This window comes from Microbacterium sp. DT81.1, assembly GCF_049844955.1.
Classification (GTDB): domain Bacteria; phylum Actinomycetota; class Actinomycetes; order Actinomycetales; family Microbacteriaceae; genus Microbacterium.
In genome coordinates this window covers 7,339-23,642 of record NZ_JBNCMA010000003.1, presented here as the reverse complement: position 1 = coordinate 23,642, position 16,304 = coordinate 7,339, and the positions used below count along the sequence as shown (strand labels likewise).

17 protein-coding genes are annotated in these 16,304 nt (G+C 70.0%); 10 read left to right on the top strand and 7 right to left on the bottom strand.

All coding sequences use genetic code 11. The features are described from left to right. Positions 1 to 33: 33 nt before the first annotated feature. Together ACLQ2Q_RS08610 and ACLQ2Q_RS08605 are read left to right on the top strand one after the other, a co-directional pair. Positions 34 to 1,431: an MFS transporter gene (locus ACLQ2Q_RS08610; protein ID WP_425820026.1), complete on the top strand. Its 1,398-nt coding sequence runs from the start codon at positions 34 to 36 to the stop codon at positions 1,429 to 1,431. 96 nt (positions 1,432 to 1,527) lie between these two features. Next, complete coding sequence (locus tag ACLQ2Q_RS08605; protein ID WP_425820024.1) at positions 1,528 to 2,691, top strand: class I SAM-dependent methyltransferase; 1,164 nt, start codon at positions 1,528 to 1,530, stop codon at positions 2,689 to 2,691. A gap of 15 nt (positions 2,692 to 2,706) precedes the next feature. Here the strand turns inward: ACLQ2Q_RS08605 and ACLQ2Q_RS08600 are convergent, their stop codons facing one another. After that, positions 2,707 to 3,399, bottom strand: coding sequence for an NAD-dependent deacylase (locus ACLQ2Q_RS08600; protein WP_425820022.1), 693 nt, complete (start codon positions 3,397 to 3,399; stop codon positions 2,707 to 2,709). Between the two features lie 146 nt (positions 3,400 to 3,545). On the opposite strand from ACLQ2Q_RS08600, the gene ACLQ2Q_RS08595 reads away from it, so the two are divergent. Beyond that, on the top strand, positions 3,546 to 4,136 hold the full coding sequence (locus tag ACLQ2Q_RS08595) for a fasciclin domain-containing protein (RefSeq protein ID WP_425820020.1): 591 nt from the start codon (positions 3,546 to 3,548) through the stop codon (positions 4,134 to 4,136). A 177-nt stretch (positions 4,137 to 4,313) separates the two neighbouring features. On the opposite strand, the gene ACLQ2Q_RS08590 is transcribed toward ACLQ2Q_RS08595, so the two are convergent. The 4 genes from ACLQ2Q_RS08590 to ACLQ2Q_RS08575 all read right to left on the bottom strand — a co-directional run bounded on the left by ACLQ2Q_RS08590 (position 4,314) and on the right by ACLQ2Q_RS08575 (position 8,051). Then, positions 4,314 to 5,675: a threonine/serine exporter family protein gene (locus tag ACLQ2Q_RS08590; RefSeq protein WP_425820018.1), complete on the bottom strand. Its 1,362-nt coding sequence runs from the start codon at positions 5,673 to 5,675 to the stop codon at positions 4,314 to 4,316. 156 nt (positions 5,676 to 5,831) lie between these two features. After that, positions 5,832 to 6,377, bottom strand: a complete 546-nt coding sequence (locus ACLQ2Q_RS08585; protein ID WP_425820016.1) for a DUF2510 domain-containing protein — start codon at positions 6,375 to 6,377, stop codon at positions 5,832 to 5,834. A gap of 641 nt (positions 6,378 to 7,018) precedes the next feature. Beyond that, positions 7,019 to 7,624 (bottom strand): alpha/beta fold hydrolase, encoded by a 606-nt coding sequence (locus tag ACLQ2Q_RS08580; RefSeq protein ID WP_425820014.1) that lies wholly within the window; start codon positions 7,622 to 7,624, stop codon positions 7,019 to 7,021. After that, complete coding sequence (locus ACLQ2Q_RS08575; protein ID WP_425820012.1) at positions 7,614 to 8,051, bottom strand: DoxX family protein; 438 nt, start codon at positions 8,049 to 8,051, stop codon at positions 7,614 to 7,616. Before ACLQ2Q_RS08575 ends, ACLQ2Q_RS08580 begins: the two co-directional genes overlap by 11 nt. Before the next feature lie 46 nt (positions 8,052 to 8,097). On the opposite strand from ACLQ2Q_RS08575, the gene ACLQ2Q_RS08570 reads away from it, so the two are divergent. Beyond that, positions 8,098 to 8,580 carry a heme-binding protein gene (locus tag ACLQ2Q_RS08570; protein ID WP_425820010.1) on the top strand — a complete coding sequence of 161 codons (483 nt, stop codon included), beginning with the start codon at positions 8,098 to 8,100 and terminating at the stop codon, positions 8,578 to 8,580. Between the two features lie 17 nt (positions 8,581 to 8,597). Here the strand turns inward: ACLQ2Q_RS08570 and ACLQ2Q_RS08565 are convergent, their stop codons facing one another. Beyond that, positions 8,598 to 9,458: a hypothetical protein gene (locus ACLQ2Q_RS08565; RefSeq protein WP_425820008.1), complete on the bottom strand. Its 861-nt coding sequence runs from the start codon at positions 9,456 to 9,458 to the stop codon at positions 8,598 to 8,600. A 138-nt stretch (positions 9,459 to 9,596) separates the two neighbouring features. Between ACLQ2Q_RS08565 and ACLQ2Q_RS08560 the strand changes: the two genes are divergently transcribed. Genes ACLQ2Q_RS08560 through ACLQ2Q_RS08550 form a run of 3 tightly spaced genes read left to right on the top strand, consistent with a single transcriptional unit; the run spans position 9,597 to position 11,190 of the window. After that, positions 9,597 to 10,187 carry a molybdopterin-dependent oxidoreductase gene (locus ACLQ2Q_RS08560; protein ID WP_425820006.1) on the top strand — a complete coding sequence of 197 codons (591 nt, stop codon included), beginning with the start codon at positions 9,597 to 9,599 and terminating at the stop codon, positions 10,185 to 10,187. Beyond that, on the top strand, positions 10,184 to 10,927 hold the full coding sequence (locus ACLQ2Q_RS08555; protein ID WP_425820004.1) for an FAD-binding oxidoreductase: 744 nt from the start codon (positions 10,184 to 10,186) through the stop codon (positions 10,925 to 10,927). The genes ACLQ2Q_RS08560 and ACLQ2Q_RS08555 overlap by 4 nt, the downstream gene beginning before the upstream one ends. After that, positions 10,927 to 11,190: a DUF6510 family protein gene (locus ACLQ2Q_RS08550; protein ID WP_425820002.1), complete on the top strand. Its 264-nt coding sequence runs from the start codon at positions 10,927 to 10,929 to the stop codon at positions 11,188 to 11,190. The genes ACLQ2Q_RS08555 and ACLQ2Q_RS08550 overlap by 1 nt, the downstream gene beginning before the upstream one ends. 63 nt (positions 11,191 to 11,253) lie before the next feature. On the opposite strand, the gene ACLQ2Q_RS08545 is transcribed toward ACLQ2Q_RS08550, so the two are convergent. Then, positions 11,254 to 13,848: an ATP-dependent Clp protease ATP-binding subunit gene (locus ACLQ2Q_RS08545; RefSeq protein WP_425820000.1), complete on the bottom strand. Its 2,595-nt coding sequence runs from the start codon at positions 13,846 to 13,848 to the stop codon at positions 11,254 to 11,256. 237 nt (positions 13,849 to 14,085) lie between these two features. On the opposite strand from ACLQ2Q_RS08545, the gene ACLQ2Q_RS08540 reads away from it, so the two are divergent. The 3 genes from ACLQ2Q_RS08540 to ACLQ2Q_RS08530 all read left to right on the top strand — a co-directional run bounded on the left by ACLQ2Q_RS08540 (position 14,086) and on the right by ACLQ2Q_RS08530 (position 16,236). Beyond that, positions 14,086 to 14,838 (top strand): EI24 domain-containing protein, encoded by a 753-nt coding sequence (locus ACLQ2Q_RS08540; protein ID WP_425819998.1) that lies wholly within the window; start codon positions 14,086 to 14,088, stop codon positions 14,836 to 14,838. 94 nt (positions 14,839 to 14,932) lie between these two features. After that, positions 14,933 to 15,307, top strand: coding sequence for a GNAT family N-acetyltransferase (locus tag ACLQ2Q_RS08535; protein WP_425819996.1), 375 nt, complete (start codon positions 14,933 to 14,935; stop codon positions 15,305 to 15,307). A gap of 107 nt (positions 15,308 to 15,414) precedes the next feature. Beyond that, entirely contained in the window at positions 15,415 to 16,236 is an 822-nt protein-coding gene (locus tag ACLQ2Q_RS08530) for an alpha/beta fold hydrolase (protein ID WP_425819994.1), read from the top strand. Positions 16,237 to 16,304 lie beyond the last annotated feature (68 nt).

Sequence of the window (16,304 nt, the reverse complement as noted above, 5' to 3'; positions counted from 1 at the left end):
CCGTCTCGCGCCCTACAAGGAGGTAACAAGCGCATGGCTTCAGCCACATCGCCCCGAGGCAGCAGCACCACGCCCGATGTGAAGCAATCGAGTCTTCGGCGCGTCGTCACGGCGTCGATGGCCGGCACCGTCGTCGAGTGGTACGAGTTCTTCCTCTACGCCACCGCCGCGACGCTGGTCTTCAACAAGATCATGTTCCCGCCGTCGGAAGACCCACTGACGCCGATCATCGCCGCCTTCGTGACGTATGCCGTCGGCTTCGTCGCGCGGCCGCTCGGCGGCATCGTCTTCGGACACTTCGGCGACAAGTACGGGCGCAAGAAGCTGCTCCAAATCGCGATCATCCTGGTGGGCGTGGCGACCTTCCTGATGGGATGCCTGCCGACCTACGCCCAGGTCGGATACCTGGCACCGGCCCTCCTGGTGACGCTCCGCTTCGCGCAGGGCTTCGCCGTCGGCGGGGAGTGGGGCGGGGCGGTGCTGCTCGTCGCGGAGCACTCCCCCGACAAGTCGCGCGGCTTCTGGTCGTCGTTCCCACAAGCCGCGGTGCCGATCGGCAACCTCCTGGCGACCGTCGTGCTGCTGGTCCTCAGCCGCACCCTCACCGAGGAGCAGTTCCTCTCGTGGGGATGGCGCATCGGCTTCTGGCTGTCCGCCGTGATCGTCGCCGTCGGATACTACATCCGCACGCGTGTGACGGACGCCCCGATCTTCCTCGAGGTGCAGAAGCAGGTCGAGGAGCAGAAGCACGTGCGATACGGCGTCTGGGAGGTGCTCCGGCGCTACCCGCGTGGTGTGTTCACGGCGATGGGGCTCCGGTTCGCGGAGAACATCATGTACTACCTCGTGGTGACCTTCTCGATCACGTATCTCGTCTTCAACGAAGTGAACACCTCTGAGATCCTGGGCTACATGGTCATCGCGCACATCGTGCACATGATCGTGATCCCGCTGATCGGCGGGCTCACCGACCGCGTCGGCCGCAAGCCGGTCTACCTGATCGGCGTGCTCCTGGCCGCCACGTGGGGGTTCTTCGCGTTCCCGATGTTCGACACCAAGAGCCCCGTCGTCATCCTGCTCGCGATCTGCCTCGGCCTCTTCATCCACGCCTTCATGTACGCGCCGCAGCCGGCGATCATGAGCGAGATGTTCCCGACGCGGATGCGGTACTCGGGCGTCTCGCTGGGCTACCAGGTCACCTCGATCATCGCGGGCTCGCTCGCGCCCATCATCGCCACCTGGCTGCTGCGCGAGTACGGCACCTGGGTGCCGGTGGCGATCTACCTGGCGCTCGCGGCGGCGGTCAGCCTCGTTGCGGTGCTGTCGCTGCGTGAGACGAAGGGCTCGTCCTTGCACGACCTCGATCGCATCGACGAGGAGCGCCTCAGCGACGACCGGGCAGCGGCCGCCCGCCAGTCCGTCAGCTCTTAGTCGCGCATCACGGCACACGGGAGCCCGCGTCGACCTCGGTCGGCGCGGGCTTTCGTGCGTGCGGACCCCGCCGGCACCCTGCGCGAGAATGAGCAGGTGCCCCGCCCGTTCTCGCTCGACGCCCTCCGCCGCTGGCCGGACGTCGATGCACGGGAACTGCGGGCCTCGGATGCGGCCGACCGACTGGTGCTCGACGAATCCTCGGAGGCAAGGCGTGCGGCACCGGCAGGCACGGTCGTGGTCATCGGCGACGGCTATGGCGCGCTGACTCTGGGGGCGGCGGATGACGGGGCCACCGGCATCCGGGTGCATCAGGATCCGCTCTCGGGCGAGCGCGCGCTCGCGGCCAACGCCTCCCAGTTCGGCGTCGAGAACGTGTTCCGCTCGCTGCCGCTCGGGCCGGAAGTCCTGACCGGAGCGCGGGTGGTACTGCTCCGACTCCCCCGCGCCCTCGACGCGCTCGACGACGTCTCGGCGCTCGTCGCCGTGCACGCCGACCGCGACGTGATCGTCTACGCCGGCGGGATGCTCAAGCACATGAGCACGGCGATGAACGAGGTTCTGCTGCGCTCCTTCGCCCGGCTCGACGTGTCCCACGCGCGGCAGAAGGCTCGCGTGCTGACCGCACGAGAGCCGCTCGATGGGCGGGAGCCCGGTACCCGACGACCCGCGCCGGCGCTGAGGCCGCGAGTGCTGTCGCATGCCGTGCCGGGACTGGATGACGAACTCCTGGTGTGCGCGTTCGGTGGAGCGTTCGCCGGCGCCGGGGTGGACATCGGCACCCGGTTCCTGCTCGAGCAGCTTCTCGACGTCGCGCCGCCGCCGAGCGGCGACATCATCGACTTCGCGTGCGGCACCGGAGTGATCGCGACGTGGCTCGCGCTGCGACATCCGGAACGCCGCATCGTGGCGAGCGACCAGTCGGCCTCCGCCGTCGCGTCCGCCGAAGCGACCGCGAAGGCGAACGGCGTCGGGGACCGGGTGCATGTCGTGCGCGACCTCGGTCTGGAGGCGCGTCCGGACGCGACCGCATCGTTCGTGGCGCTGAACCCGCCGTTCCACGCGGGCGCCGCTGTGCCGGGCGGCGTGGCCGAGCCCCTCTTCGCGGAGGCCGGGCGCGCTCTGGCACCGGGCGGCCAGCTGTGGGCCGTGTGGAACTCGCCGCAGCGCTATCGACCGGCGCTCGAGCGCCTGGTCGGGCCGACGCGACAGGTGGCCCGCAACGCGAAGTTCACCGTGACGGTGTCCACTCGCCGCTGACGGTGGGAGCCGCGCTCAGCGGTGCGCGAGCACCTCGTCCACCCAGGCGGGGACGACCTCGGTGGCAAGTCCCGCCCGGACCTCGTCGAACGGCACGACCCCCTCGGACGGCGCGAGGTTGAGCTCGACCGTATGGGCCCCGAACGCCGCCGCGAGGGCGACGTAACCGGCGGCGGGGTAAACCTCGCCGGATGTCCCGATGGCGACGAACATGTCGCACGAGATGACGGCCTGCTCGATGCGCTCGAGCTCGTACGGCATCTCGCCGAACCAGACGACATCCGGTCGCAGCATCCGCGCCCCGCAGGACGGGCACGGCGGCTCGTCGGCCAGCGTGCCGTTCCAGGGCACCCGCGCGCCGCACGCGCCGCACAGCGCCTTGCGCAGCTCGCCGTGCATGTGCACGAGGCTGCGGGTGCCGGCGCGTTCGTGCAGATCGTCGACGTTCTGCGTGACGACGAGCAGCTCGTCGCCGATTCCACCCTCGAGGCGGGCGAGCGCGCGATGGGCCGCGTTCGGCGAGACGGATGCCAGGGCAGCCCGCCGGGCGTCGTAGAAGGCGTGCACCGTCTCGGGATCGCGCTCGAACGCCTCCGGGGTCGCCACATCCTCGACGCGGTGGCCCTCCCACAGCCCGTCCGGTCCGCGGAAGGTGGGCACCCCGCTCTCCGCGGAGATGCCGGCGCCGGTGAGCACCACGATGCGCATGGAGCAATTCTGCCCTCCTCGCGAATCATTTCCGTCTTGGTGCATCCGAATGCCGCCCCGGCACGGAAGAACTCACTGGGACCTGCCGGAGACCTTCATCCCCGGACCCGTCCCGCGTATCCGTACGAAACAAGGGAGTTACGACCATGAAGAAGACCATTGCCGCTGCGGTCGCCGCTGCGGCGCTCGTGCTGGGATCTGCCGTTCCCGCGAACGCGACGGGCGCCGCAGCGCCTCCACAGAACATCGTCGAGGTCGCCGTCGCGGCATCGGGTGGTGGAACGCCTGACAACAACCTGGGCGACTACGACATCCTGGTGCAGGCTCTGATCGCGACCGATCTCGCGACCGTGCTCGCCGATGCCAGCCGCCAGTTCACCGTCTTCGCCCCCAACGACCGGGCGTTCCTGCGGCTTGTAGGCGATCTGACCGGCACGGTGCCGGCAAGCGAAGCGGATGCGCTCGCCGCCATCGTCGGAACTTTCAGCATCCCGCAGATCAGCAATATCCTGCTGTACCACGTGGTGGCGGACAAGAAGCTCGGGCCGCTCGACGTGCTGACGTCGCGGACGATCGTCATGGCGAACGGTCTCGTGATCAGGCCGCTCGGCCCCGTCCTGCGCGATCAGAACGCCGACCTGCGCAATCCTGTGCTCGTACTGCGCGCGATCAACATCCAGGCGTCGAACGGCGTCATCCACACGATCGACCGGGTGCTCGTTCCGGTCGCTCCGTAACCCCTCGCCGAGGGTGCGGCGGCCGACCGGCCGTCGCACCCTTTTTCGTGCCCGGACGTCTGGACGTCGCACGTCGAATCATCGCCTCCCATCCTGCGTCGCGGTCATGGCACCACACCAAAGCGCGGTGACGGTTCTGCTGGGCGGGCGCGGCGCGTGCGATCCGGCGATGGCGGGTCAGAGCGCCGGCCGGCGCATCCGATTCGACAGGCTCGAGCCGGCCAGAACGCCGAGGGCGATGGCGACCATCGTCGAGAGGGTCGCGACGAGGGATGCGGCCGCCGCCCGGTCGCCTCCCAGCACGTCGGCCACCCCCACAAGCCCGATCGCACCCGGCACGAGCAGCGAGAAGGCGGGGGTGAAGCTGACGAGGGCCGCAGGCCCGGTTGGCTGCCGCGCTACGAGGGCGGTCACCGGCGTCACGCACAGAGCGCCCACGAAGGCTGAGACAACGCCGCCCAGGAAGACGTCTCCGAGCACCTGGGCCGCGTACGCGATGTAGAGCACCAGCAGGATCCAGGGAATGGCTCGCCGCGGCGCGCACCGGTGCACCGAGATCGAGATGCCGAAGACGGCGACGGCGATCCACGGCGCCACCGGTCCCAGCAGATCCGGGTGCCGGGCGAAGTCGAAGTCCGGCACGCCGACCAGCGCACCCGCCGTCACGATGCCTGCGCTGAGCAGCACCAGCTGCATGGCCCCGGCGGCCGCTCTGCCCGCTCCGGAGATCATGTGCCCCATCGACAATTCGAGCACGGCGGTGGTGAGCAGCGCGCCGGGCAGCAGGACCACGAGTGGAGCCAGCAGTGCGGCGAGGATGCCGGAGCCCCATCCCGCCCGCAGAAGAGAGAACACGACCACGGCCACGACGAAGGCGATCCCGACGGTGATCAGTGCGCCGTAGCGCCGCGGAACGCGCTCGCTGAGGAGGAGCGCGGCTCCGGTGATCAGCCCGAGAGCGGCGGAGAGGGACACGCCGGTCCACGATGCACCCAGCAGCACGGAGAGCGCGCCGCTCAGGAACGCGTAGCCGATCACGCGGACGACACGTCCATAGGTGGGCGGCATGTCACGGATGCGCTCGATGCGCTTCACCGTCGAAGCAGGGTCGAGCACGCCCGTCCGGGCGGCATCCACGGTTCGCTGCACCTCGTCGATCTGCGAGAGCAGCAACTGCCCGTCGGCGCCGGCGACCGCGCCCGTGCGGTGCTGTCCCTGCCCCCGCGCGGAGACGAGGAGCGCGTTCGGGAACACGAGCACCTCGCTCTCGGGGAGGTTGTTGACGTGGGCGATGTCGCGGAGCACGTCCTGCACCGTCTCGACCGAATACCCCGCCTGGATCATCGAGCCCCCCACCGCCTCGGCTGCGGCAAGGGCGGCCGCCGCGTCGGGCGCATCGGTCGAGGCGACCGGCATGGAACCCGTGATCCGGGCCGCGCGAGCGCTGATCGCGATGTCGCGCTCCGCGCGGGGCCGGAGGGCGATCAGGAGCACCGCGCTCGCGAGCAGCACGGCGATCGCGATGAAGGTCGAGATCATTGGGGGGACTTGCCTGTCTGTCGAGGGCCGACTGAATTCTCACACGTGCGGAGTGGGGATTCCGACCTCCGTGCTCGTGGGCGCTCGTGATCCGCCACCCGGCTGAACCATGCCCGCGCTCCCACGATCAATCTGGTGCGAATACCGGGCCAGTGCCTAGTAGCCGACGGCTGCGAGTGCGGCCTCGGCCTCGGATTGGCTGAACCCCTTGTACAGCAGCGCGTCGAGCAGGGTGTCGCGGGTGAACGAGGAAACGTCGAGGTAACCCCGCGCGCGCTCGACGGCGTTCTGCTGCGCGAGGGTGAGGCCGGATGCGGCAGGCGCTTCCGGTTCGGCAGGGGACTCGTCGGCGGACTCTGCAGCCTGTTCCTCAACGACAGCCGGCGCCTCGGCGGCCGGCGCTTGGGCGGCCGTGTCGCCGGCCGCGCCATCGTCGGATCCGAGGTTCGCAACCCTCAGCGCGAAGACCAGCGCGACGAGAGCGGCGGTGACGCCGACCATGATCCAGAGGCCGGTCTGGCGCTTCGTCTTGGGCGCGGCTGCGGCGTTCGCGACATCCAGACTGCGGATCGCCGGGGCCGTGTGCTGGGTCCACGACCGGCCGTCGAAGTAGCGGATCTGGCCGGCGACCTGCGCATCCGGATACCACCCTGCTGCGGGCGGGTGGTGGCCGATCGGGTGGCGGTCCTGAGTACTGCCCATGGCTCTCCTTGATGGATGTGTCGGCTCGGTGCCCGCCGTGGCATGAGCGCGACGAATAGGGCCTCTGATCGGCGGTGTGAAGCGTGCTCCAGGTCGGAGTCGTGCCCGACGCGAGCCCCTCGTCTGAGTGCCCTCCTGGAATGGGGCGGTCCTATCGCCTTGCCCTCATCGGCCGGCCCAGGCGGGCCTGCATGCAACTCCGAAGTTACCGGACGGCAGCGTTCGTTCGCTGGGAGGAGATGTTGGTGAGGCTGTGAGAAGAGCCAGGTCAGCCTGGGAAAGTGCCGGGCGCGCTGCACAGCGGAGCGGTTCCGACCGCGCTCAGGCCCGCCGCAGCAGCCAGTCCAGAACGTCGGGCACCGCGTAGTCCACCGAGTTCGACTGGTTCGCCGGGATGGCTTCACCCGGCGCCATCCGCTCGGCCTTCAATGGAAGAGCGGCGCGGGCCGCCTTCGAGGAGACGGCGGAGTTCGATCCCGCGCAGTCGTTCGGCGGCCGCCTCGATCACGGGGCGAGCGGCGCACCGGTCTGCGCGAGCCGTGGTGCCACGCGAGCGCCCAGCGCGGCGGGTGAGCGACCGGCACGTCAAACGCGTGCAGCACCGAACCGTCCGCGAGACGCACATCGAGCTCCCGCACCGGCTACCGGCCCTTCGTCCCGGGAGCCGCGTGGGAGAGCGCGCGGTCCCAGGCATCCGGAAGAGCGAGCTGCCCGTGGCCCGGGATCATCTCGACGCGCGCCGACCGGATGTGCTCCTTGTACCAACGCGCGTCCGCCGCGGCGGCATCCGGATCGCGCTGGCCGTTCATGATGAGGGTCTTTGCGATGATCGGCTCGATCGTCCGCCCGAGCTCCTGCTGGTCGAGCGGCGCAGCCGGGGCAGGCACCGCGACGAGCACGAGCCGATCGATCGAGTCGCCGAGCAGCGCGGTGACTCGCAGCGCCACATCTCCGGCCGCTCGGTACGCCACGAGTCCCGCGGTGGCGACGGCGTCGTCCAGCTCTTCACGGATCCGATCGGCGAGCGTGGCCGCTGTCGACTCCGCCGGTGTCTCGCCGCCGTGCGCGCCCGGCTCATCGATGGCCGCCCCGTCGACCCCAACAGCGAGCACGCGGATGTCGCGGCCGGCCGTCACCGCCGGCAGAGGGTCGACGGCCATCGAGATGCCGACCCCGACGAGCACGACGAGTCGGGGCGCACCCGGCGCACCGAACGATCGACATGTCAGGTTCGATTCAGCGGCCACGGGTGCCCCAGATCGCCCACGCGACGAGCACCGGCTGCAGCAGCAGGCGAACGAAGCGCGCCCTGTCGGTGCGCAGCAGCGGCGCCGAGCGGCCCGTCTGCCACTGGTGGAAGTTGCCCGGGAACACCGCGACGAAGAACGCGGCGACGAGCCACCCGATCCGCGTCCGCTCCCGCGGCAGCGCCACCAGCGCGCCGGCCAGCATCAGCTCGACCACTCCGGAGCCGACCACGATCGCGTCCTTGTCCAGCCTCGTGAGCGCGGTCGCCCAGTCCGGAACCACGATGCGATACCCGCGCCGCCCCCACGTCAGGTGAGATGCGCCCGCGACGCCGAGCAACCCGCCGAGCGCCCACAGCGCGATCCCGCGCGCCACCGCCCACGGCCGCGCCGCAGTGACTGTGGTCGTCGGTGGGCGCCGTGTCATGCGTTCGACGCTACTAGGCTCGACCCGAGCTTCGAGGAGAACCCGCATGACACAGCTTCCCGTGTTCACGATCGCCGATCTCGAGGCGGAGCCGCGATTCGACGTCGACGTGTTCGGTCGCGAAGACGCCGTCGACCTCGGGCTCATCGGTGTCGAGGTGATCCGTGAGCTCGGCGCGAACCTCGCGGTCCGCGTCGTGCTGCACGGCGCGGAGGTGTTCGTCGCGAAGCTCGGGACGACGGACTCCGGCAACGACCCCTGGCTCGGGGGAAAGGCCGCGGTCGCGGAGCGCTTCGGTGAGCCCTCGCTGCTCGTCCGCCGACGCCACGAGGCCGACGGCACCCCGTTCGAGGACCGCACGGATGTCGACCACGACCTGCTGCGGGCGCACGGTGGCGCCATCCCGATCTTCGAAGGCGGCCGGCTCGTCGGAACGATCACGATGTCCGGCGAACCGGATGTCGCGGACCATGCGGCATCCGCCGAAACGGTGCGCCGCTTCCTCGAGCGAGCAGCCGATCGCCACTGACCGACGGATGACGGGCCTCACTCCCCCGGCGCCACCCGCAGCCGGGGATCCGGCTCGTCCCACAGCTCGACGGTCTGGATGAGCCAGAACGCGGCGAACAGAAGCAGAGCCGCCGCCTCGCCGATGAAGATCAGCGGCAGCCCGGTCGCCTCGACCAGATCGATCCCCTGCGTCTCGAGCACGATGACGACCACCAGGAACGCCAGTGCGACGAGGATGCCGATCGCGATCGCGGAGTACAGCACGCGGTACATCGCCCGGGTCGCCGCGGCGGCGTCATTGCTCGTCTCGTCGACCGTCCACGCGGCGAGCCCCGACACCGCCGCGATCAGCACGAAGAAGGTGAACGCCGCCACGATGTGCGCCCAGGCGAGGAACGAGATCGGCGACACCAGCCACCAGACGGCCACCGCCACGATGATCACCGCGGCAACGGCGATGCCCAATCCGATGGCCGGCGTCAGGGTGTGCTGCACCACCGCCACGGCGACGATGGCGACAAGCGCAGCGACGCCCACGATGAGCAAGGAGAGAAGGCCCACCTGCACCCCCGCGAGGTCGGCCTCCGACGGCGGAAGCTGACCCGGCTCGAGAGGAGCCGGAACGGTCGCGATCAGCGCGCCTGCGATGGCGGCGTAATCCAGCAGAGCCTGAGAGAGGCTGCGTCCGGACAGTGCGAGGAGCGCGAGTGCGACGGCGAAGTTGGAACCGACGAAGATGTTGCGTGCCGGTGTGTAGATCGCAGCGCTGACGGAGAGCATGGGGCCGAAGTGGACGATCGTGATGGCGAGCGCGACGAACAGCAGCACCACCGCACCCACGATCGACAGTCTGAGATAGCGATAGGTGCGCTGCGTCGACGTGCTGGCTATCTGCATCCGCGGCCCTTCCGGCGCTGTCGGGCCTTCTGTGCCCTGCTTTCACCTTATGAGTGGATGCCGACGGCGACCGGCTTGCCGCGAGCGCGCCGCCCGGCGCGCCGGGTCACTAGTGTGAGCGTCAGAGAAAGGGGTGCCATGTCATTCATCACTCGAGGATTCTCCGGCCGGCGGGGCGACCGCGATCCGCGACTGCCACCGGGTCAGACGCTCGTCTCGGACTGGCCGGTGCTCTCGGCGGGTCCGACACCGCAGGTCGAGACCGAGGACTGGGAGTTCACGGTGCAGACCGAGAACGGCGCGCACCGCTGGACCTGGGATGAACTGCGTGCCCTCGGCATCGAGGACATCACCACCGACATCCACTGCGTCACGCACTGGTCGAAGCTGGAGATGCCCTGGCGGGGCGTGCCGCTCGACAAGATCTTCGAGGACGTGGAGACAAGCCACGACTATGTGATGGCGCATTCCTACGGCGGCTACACGACCAACGTTCCGCTCGACGATCTGCTCGACGGGAAGAGCTGGATCGCGTTCGAGGCGGACGGCGAGCCGCTCGACCCCGAGCACGGCGGCCCCGCGCGGCTGCTCGTGCCGCACCTCTACTTCTGGAAGAGCGCCAAGTGGATCCGCGGGCTCGTGACGATGCCGAGCGACGACCCCGGATTCTGGGAGCAGAACGGCTACCACCTGCACGGCGATCCGTGGCAGGAGGAGCGGTATTGGTGAGAGGCAAGCGCCCCGCATCCTGGCACACCGCAGTGGTCGTCGAATCGCGGCCGGAGACCGCGAGCGCGCGCCGCATCGTGCTCGACGTGCCGACGTGGCCAGGCAACGATGCCGGCTCGCACCTCGACGTCCGCCTCACCGCGCCGGACGGCTACCAGGCGACGCGCTCGTACTCGATCGCCTCGGCGGGCGAGGGCACGCGCGTCGTGCTGGCGGTCGACGAACTGCCCCACGGCGAGGTGTCGCCGTTCCTCGTGCATGACCTGCGTGCGGGCGACCAGCTCGAGCTGCACGGACCGCTGGGGGCATTCTTCGTGTGGCGACCGCCCCTCGACGGGGGCGCTCCCCGACCGGTGCAGCTCATCGCCGGCGGATCGGGCGTCGTGCCGCTGTACGCCATGGCCGCGGCGCATGCCGCCGCCGGGGATGCGACGGAGTTCCGCCTGCTGTACTCGGTGCGAACGCCGGACGACGTGTTCTTCCGGGACGAGCTTGCAGGGCTCGCGCAGGGGACGCTGCAACTCGACTTCGTGTACACGCGCCGCACGCCGGACGGCTGGGCGGCACCCGCGGGCCGGGTCACGCGAAGCACCCTGGATGCCGCGACGGTGCCCGCGGCATCCCGCCCGCGTGTCTACGTGTGCGGCCCTACCGCGTTCGTCGAAGCGGTGGCATCGTGGTTGATCGAGGCCGGGCATGCGCCGGCCGACGTGCGCACCGAGCGGTTCGGAGGTTCGTGATGACCAAGCTCGACGGCAACGTACTGGCCGGCCGCCTCGCCGATGTGCTCGGGTGGGATGCCACGGCCGCCGACGCGCGCTGCAACGGCTGCGGTGCGAACGGTGCGATCGGCCGCTGCGATGTCTACACGACCGGGATGGGCATGGTGGCCCGCTGCAGCTCCTGTGACAGCGTCCTCGCGGTCTTCGTCGAGGGCGACGGCGGCCGCGTCTGGTTCGGGATGACGGGGGTCACAGCGCTGGAGCTTCCGCCTCCGCGCTGAGCCCCCGCGCCGCGCACCGAGAATCGGTCCGATTCTCGGATCCGGAACCTCGCGTGATGCCGGCTACGCCGCCTGCGCGAGCTGCGGCCGGGAGGCGCGCACGACGATCCCGTCGCCGGCGGCATCCACGCTCACCGCTCCCCCGTCGACGAGCGACCCGTCGACGAACGCCTCGGCGATGCGGTCATCGACCTCGCGCTGGATGAGGCGACGCAGCGGACGGGCACCGTACTCGGGCTCGTAGCCGTGCTCGGCGAGCCAGTCCACCGCCGCCTCGGTGACCTCGAGGTCGACCTCCCGGCCGGCAAGCCGGGCCGATGTCGCGCCGAGCAGCAGCCGGACGATCTCTCGCAGCTGCGGCTTGTCGAGCTTGCGGAACAGCACGATCTCGTCGATGCGGTTCAGGAACTCGGGCCGCATGGCCTCGCGCAGCTTGCCCATCACCCGGTCGCGCAGGTCCTTCTCGGAGCCGAAGCCGGTCGACCCCCCGCCGTCGGCGAGGAAGCCGATCGCGCCCGCGCGCGACGCCAGGAACTCGCTGCCGATGTTCGAGGTCATGATGACGACCGTGTTGCGGAAGTCGACGGTGCGACCCTGGCCGTCGGTCAGGCGTCCGTCATCCAGCACCTGCAGCAGCAGGTTGAACACATCGGGGTGCGCCTTCTCGATCTCGTCGAACAGCACGATCGAGTACGGGTTGCGGCGCACGCGCTCGGTGAGCTGCCCGGCCTCGTCGTAGCCGACGTATCCCGGAGGCGCACCGACCAGCCGCGACACGGTGTGCCGCTCGCCGTACTCGCTCATGTCGAAGCGCAGCACGGCGGTCCCTGAGCCTGTCGAAGGGTCATCGGCGAACAGCGAGCTTGCGAGCGCCTTGGCGAGCTCCGTCTTGCCGACACCGGTAGGCCCCAGGAAGAGGAAGCTGCCGACCGGGCGGTTGGCTTCGCTCATGCCCGTGCGGTTGCGGCGCACGGCCTTCGCAACGGCCGTCACGGCGTCGTCCTGACCGATGACGCGGTCGTGCAGCTCCTGCTCGAGCACCGCGAGACGCTCCCGCTCACCCTCGGTGAGCCGGTTCACGGGGATGCCAGTGGCACGCGAGATGACCGCGGCGATCTGCGCCTCGTCGATCAGGGCGTCGGCCACGGCGCTCCTGGTGGCCGTGGCCTCCTCGAGCTTGCGCTGAACCGCCGCGATGTCATCGCGGATGCGCGAAGCCTCCTCGTAGTGCTCGGCGGAGACGGCGGCGTTCTTGTCGGCCTCGAGGCTCGCGAGCTGCTGCAGGAGGTCGTCGACATCCACTCGCACGCCGAGCCGCAGCCGCAGCCGCGCACCGGCCTGGTCGATCAGGTCGATGGCCTTGTCGGGCAGCACGCGGTCGGGGAGGTAGCGATCGGAGAGCTCGACCGCGGCGCGGAGAGCGTCGTCGGTGTACCCGACGCCGTGGTGCTCCTCGTACGCGGAGCGCAGGCCGTGCAGGATGCGCACGGCGTCCTCGATCGAGGGCTCCCCCACCCGGACGGGCTGGAAGCGGCGCTCCAAGGCGGGGTCCTTCTCCACGACGCGGTACTCCTTGAGCGTCGTCGCGCCGACCAGGTGCAGCTCGCCGCGAGCGAGGCGGGGCTTGAGGATGTTGCCGGCGTCCATGCCGCCATCACCCGCGCCACCGGCGCCCACGACCGTGTGCACCTCGTCGATGAACACGATCAGCTCACCGCGGTGGGCGGCGATCTCGTCCATGGTCTTCGTCAGGCGCTCCTCGAAGTCGCCGCGGTAGCGCGTGCCTGCCAGCATGCCCGGCAGGTTGAGCGAGACGACGCGCTTGTCGCGCAGCTGCTCGGGAACCGAGCCGTCGACGATCGCGCGGGCGAGGCCCTCCACGATCGCCGTCTTGCCGACGCCTGCCTCGCCGACGAGCACCGGGTTGTTCTTGGTGCGACGGCTGAGGATCTCGATCGTCTGCTCGATCTCGTCGGCGCGCCCGATCACCGGGTCGAGCCGGCCCTCACGGGCGAGCGCGGTGAGGTCGGTGCCGAACTGGTCGAGCATCGGAGTGTCGGATGCCGCGGCACCCTGCTGCGCGGGGGCGGGCGCGCCGGCCGAGCCGGCATCCGGCATCACGGACTCGCGCATCCCCTGCGTGAGCGACTCTGCGGTGACTCCGGCCCGAGCGAGCACCTGCCCCGCCGGGGCGTCCTGTCCTATCACCAGCGCGAAGAAGAGGTGCTCCGGGTCGACGTAGGTCGAGCCCGCGGCACGAGCGACCTGGTAGGCGTGGAACAGCGCGCGCTGGACGGACGGAGCGATCATCGCGGCGTCGACGGATGCAGGCGCGGTGCGAGCGGGCAGCCGGTCCTCGGCGGCGCGAGCAATCGCCTCGGGGTCCGCCCCGACCCTGGTCACGGCATCCCTGGCCGGCTCTTCCTCGACCATGACGCGCAGAACGTGCAGCGCGTCGAGCTCGCGCTGGCCGCGCTCCAGCGCGAAGCGCCCGGCATTCTGCAGGATGCCCTGCGTGCGCGCGCTGAGGAAGCGGCTGAGGTCGATCGAGCGTGACGCGCGCGCCTGCTCGCCCTGCAGATAGCGCGCGAGGAACTCGTCGAACGCGCTCGAGCCGTCGTTGTTTTCGCCGTTGTTGGGCGTGAAGTTGTCGGGCACAAAGCCTCCTGGATCAAACTTGAGTGCTGCTTGCTCAAGTTTTAACGCCAGAGAGGGAGCGGTATTCCCGGTACACGGGAATCGGGTTGCCGGACGATATTCGCCTCCGCCCGGCGGCCCGACGGTCAGCAGCACGACGAAGATCGCGGCCACCGCCACCGCGATGAGGACGGGCACCACCCACGGCCGTCGCGGCAGAGCGCCGGTGATTCTGCGCCTCCGATCTAGTCTGGATCCGTGCGGGAGTTCATCGGCGGTGTGGCAGCGCTGCTGCGAGGGTTCGCCTACTGGCGACGGCGACCAGGGCTGATGGCGCTCGGGCTCATCCCGGCAGCGATCGTGGCGATCGTGCTGGTGGCCGGGCTGGTTTCGTGGGGCTTCGCCCTCCCCGGAGTGACCGAGTCGATCACCCCGTTCGCGAACGGGTGGCCCGGGCTCTGGCGTGATGTCATCCGGACGGCGATCGGCACCGCGATGTTCGGTGCCGCGCTCGTGATGGTGGCCGTGACGTTCACCGCTCTGACCCTTCTCGTCGGGGAGCCCTTCTACGAGCGCATCTGGCGCGCAGTGGAACGGGATCTCGGCCAGACGGTCCCCGACGCGGACTACGGCTTCTGGCGCTCCGTCGGCGATGGGCTCTCACTGGTCGCGCGCGGCGCCGGAATCGCCGTCGTGGCGGGCCTGCTGGGGCTCGTGCCTGTCGTCGGCGGCGTGCTCGGCACGGTCTTCGGCGTCGCCTTCACCGGCTGGCTGCTGGCCGACGAGCTGTCGTCGCGGGCGCTGGCGGCGCGCGGACTCGACCGCGGGGCACGCGCCGCGCTGCGCCGCGGCAACCGCGCCCGTGTGCTGGGGTTCGGCGTTGCGACGCAGCTGTGCTTCCTCGTCCCGCTGGGCGCCGTCGCGACGATGCCTGCGGCGGTCGCGGGGTCGACCGGGCTCGCCAGGGAGCTGATCGAACGCCGTCCCGCCATCACTCCCCCTGCCGCCTGAGGGCCCCTTCGCGAGGGCTGCGGATGTCGGCGCCCGTCCGTAACGTGGACTGCACGGCAGCCCACCCCGGGTGCTCAATCGGGAAGGAACTCTCATGGACTGGAAGATCGAGCTCATCTTCGTGCCGGTGACCGATGTCGACCGCGCGAAGGACTTCTACGAGAAGATCGGCTTCCACGCCGACCACGATCAGGTGCCCTTCGAGGGCCTCCGCTTCGTGCAGATGACGCCCCCCGGCTCCGCGTGCTCCATCGCGTTCGGCTACGGCATGGGAAACGACCTCGAACCGGGGCGACAGAACACCATCCAGGTCGTCGTGCCCGACGCCGACGAGGCCCTGGAGCACCTGCGCTCGCTGGGTGTAGAGGCCCAGGGGGTCGACGAGCAGGCATGGGGCCGCTTCGTCAGCTTCGACGACCCGGACGGCAACACGTGGACCCTGCAGGAACTCCCGAAGTACGGCGTCTGACGTAGCCGTGAAGAGAGTGGACCGGCTGCCCGCGGTCGGCCCACACCGGCGCGCCCGCCAGTAGCGTGGAGGAACCACTCATCCAGACCGCTGACAGAGAGTAGCGAATGCCTTTCATCACGACCGCCGACGGAACCGAGATCTACTACACCGAGCAGGGAAGCGGCCAGCCCGTACTGCTGAGCCACGGCTGGCCCCTTTCCTCCGATGCGTGGCAGGTGGAGCTGAAGCTCCTCGCCGACGCCGGATATCGCGCCATCGCCCACGATCGGCGCGGCCATGGTCGCTCGTCGAAGACCTACACCGGCAACGACATGGACACCTACGCGCGTGACCTCGCAGAACTGGTCGAGGCGCTGGACCTGCACGACCTCGTGCTGATCGGCCACTCCACCGGGGGCGGCGAGGTGGTCCGCTACGCCGCGCAGCACGGGGCGGGCCGCGTTGCGAAGGTCATCACGGCCGGCGCGGTGCCGCCGATCATGGTCAAGTCGGACGGCAACCCCGAAGGCACCCCGATCGAGGCGTTCGACGGCATCCGAGACGGCGTCCTGAAGGATCGGTCGCAGTTCTACCAGGACCTCTCGGTGCCGTTCTTCGGCGCGAACCGCGATGGTGCGAACGTCTCCGAGGGGGCGCGCGACGACTTCTGGCGCCAGGGGATGCTCGTGAACCTGGCCGCGGCGTACGACTGCGTGAAGGCGTTCTCCGAGACGGACTTCACCGAGGACCTCAAAGCCCTCGACGTCCCGATCTTCCTCGCGCACGGCGACGACGACCAGATCGTTCCGATCGCCGCCGCCTCGTTGAAGTCGGCGGAGCTCGTGAAGCACGGAACGCTCAAGGTGTACACGGGTGCTCCGCACGGGATCTACGGCGACTACCAGGCCGAGCTCGACAAGGACATCCTCGCGTTCATCGCCGAGTAGCGATCGATGTCGGGTCGGGGGGCCCCCCCCCGGCCCCCCCCCCCGGCGGGTGCACCGGGCGCCCCGGG

Coding starts and splice junctions, on each gene's coding strand:
- ACLQ2Q_RS08610 (WP_425820026.1), top strand. CDS start 34: ATGGCTTCAGCCACATCGCCCCGAGGCAGCAGCACCACGCCCGATGTG.
- ACLQ2Q_RS08600 (WP_425820022.1), bottom strand. CDS start 3,399: ATGCGCATCGTGGTGCTCACCGGCGCCGGCATCTCCGCGGAGAGCGGG.
- ACLQ2Q_RS08595 (WP_425820020.1), top strand. CDS start 3,546: ATGAAGAAGACCATTGCCGCTGCGGTCGCCGCTGCGGCGCTCGTGCTG.
- ACLQ2Q_RS08590 (WP_425820018.1), bottom strand. CDS start 5,675: ATGATCTCGACCTTCATCGCGATCGCCGTGCTGCTCGCGAGCGCGGTG.
- ACLQ2Q_RS08585 (WP_425820016.1), bottom strand. CDS start 6,377: ATGGGCAGTACTCAGGACCGCCACCCGATCGGCCACCACCCGCCCGCA.
- ACLQ2Q_RS08575 (WP_425820012.1), bottom strand. CDS start 8,051: ATGACACGGCGCCCACCGACGACCACAGTCACTGCGGCGCGGCCGTGG.
- ACLQ2Q_RS08570 (WP_425820010.1), top strand. CDS start 8,098: ATGACACAGCTTCCCGTGTTCACGATCGCCGATCTCGAGGCGGAGCCG.
- ACLQ2Q_RS08565 (WP_425820008.1), bottom strand. CDS start 9,458: ATGCAGATAGCCAGCACGTCGACGCAGCGCACCTATCGCTATCTCAGA.
- ACLQ2Q_RS08560 (WP_425820006.1), top strand. CDS start 9,597: ATGTCATTCATCACTCGAGGATTCTCCGGCCGGCGGGGCGACCGCGAT.
- ACLQ2Q_RS08550 (WP_425820002.1), top strand. CDS start 10,927: ATGACCAAGCTCGACGGCAACGTACTGGCCGGCCGCCTCGCCGATGTG.
- ACLQ2Q_RS08535 (WP_425819996.1), top strand. CDS start 14,933: ATGGACTGGAAGATCGAGCTCATCTTCGTGCCGGTGACCGATGTCGAC.
- ACLQ2Q_RS08530 (WP_425819994.1), top strand. CDS start 15,415: ATGCCTTTCATCACGACCGCCGACGGAACCGAGATCTACTACACCGAG.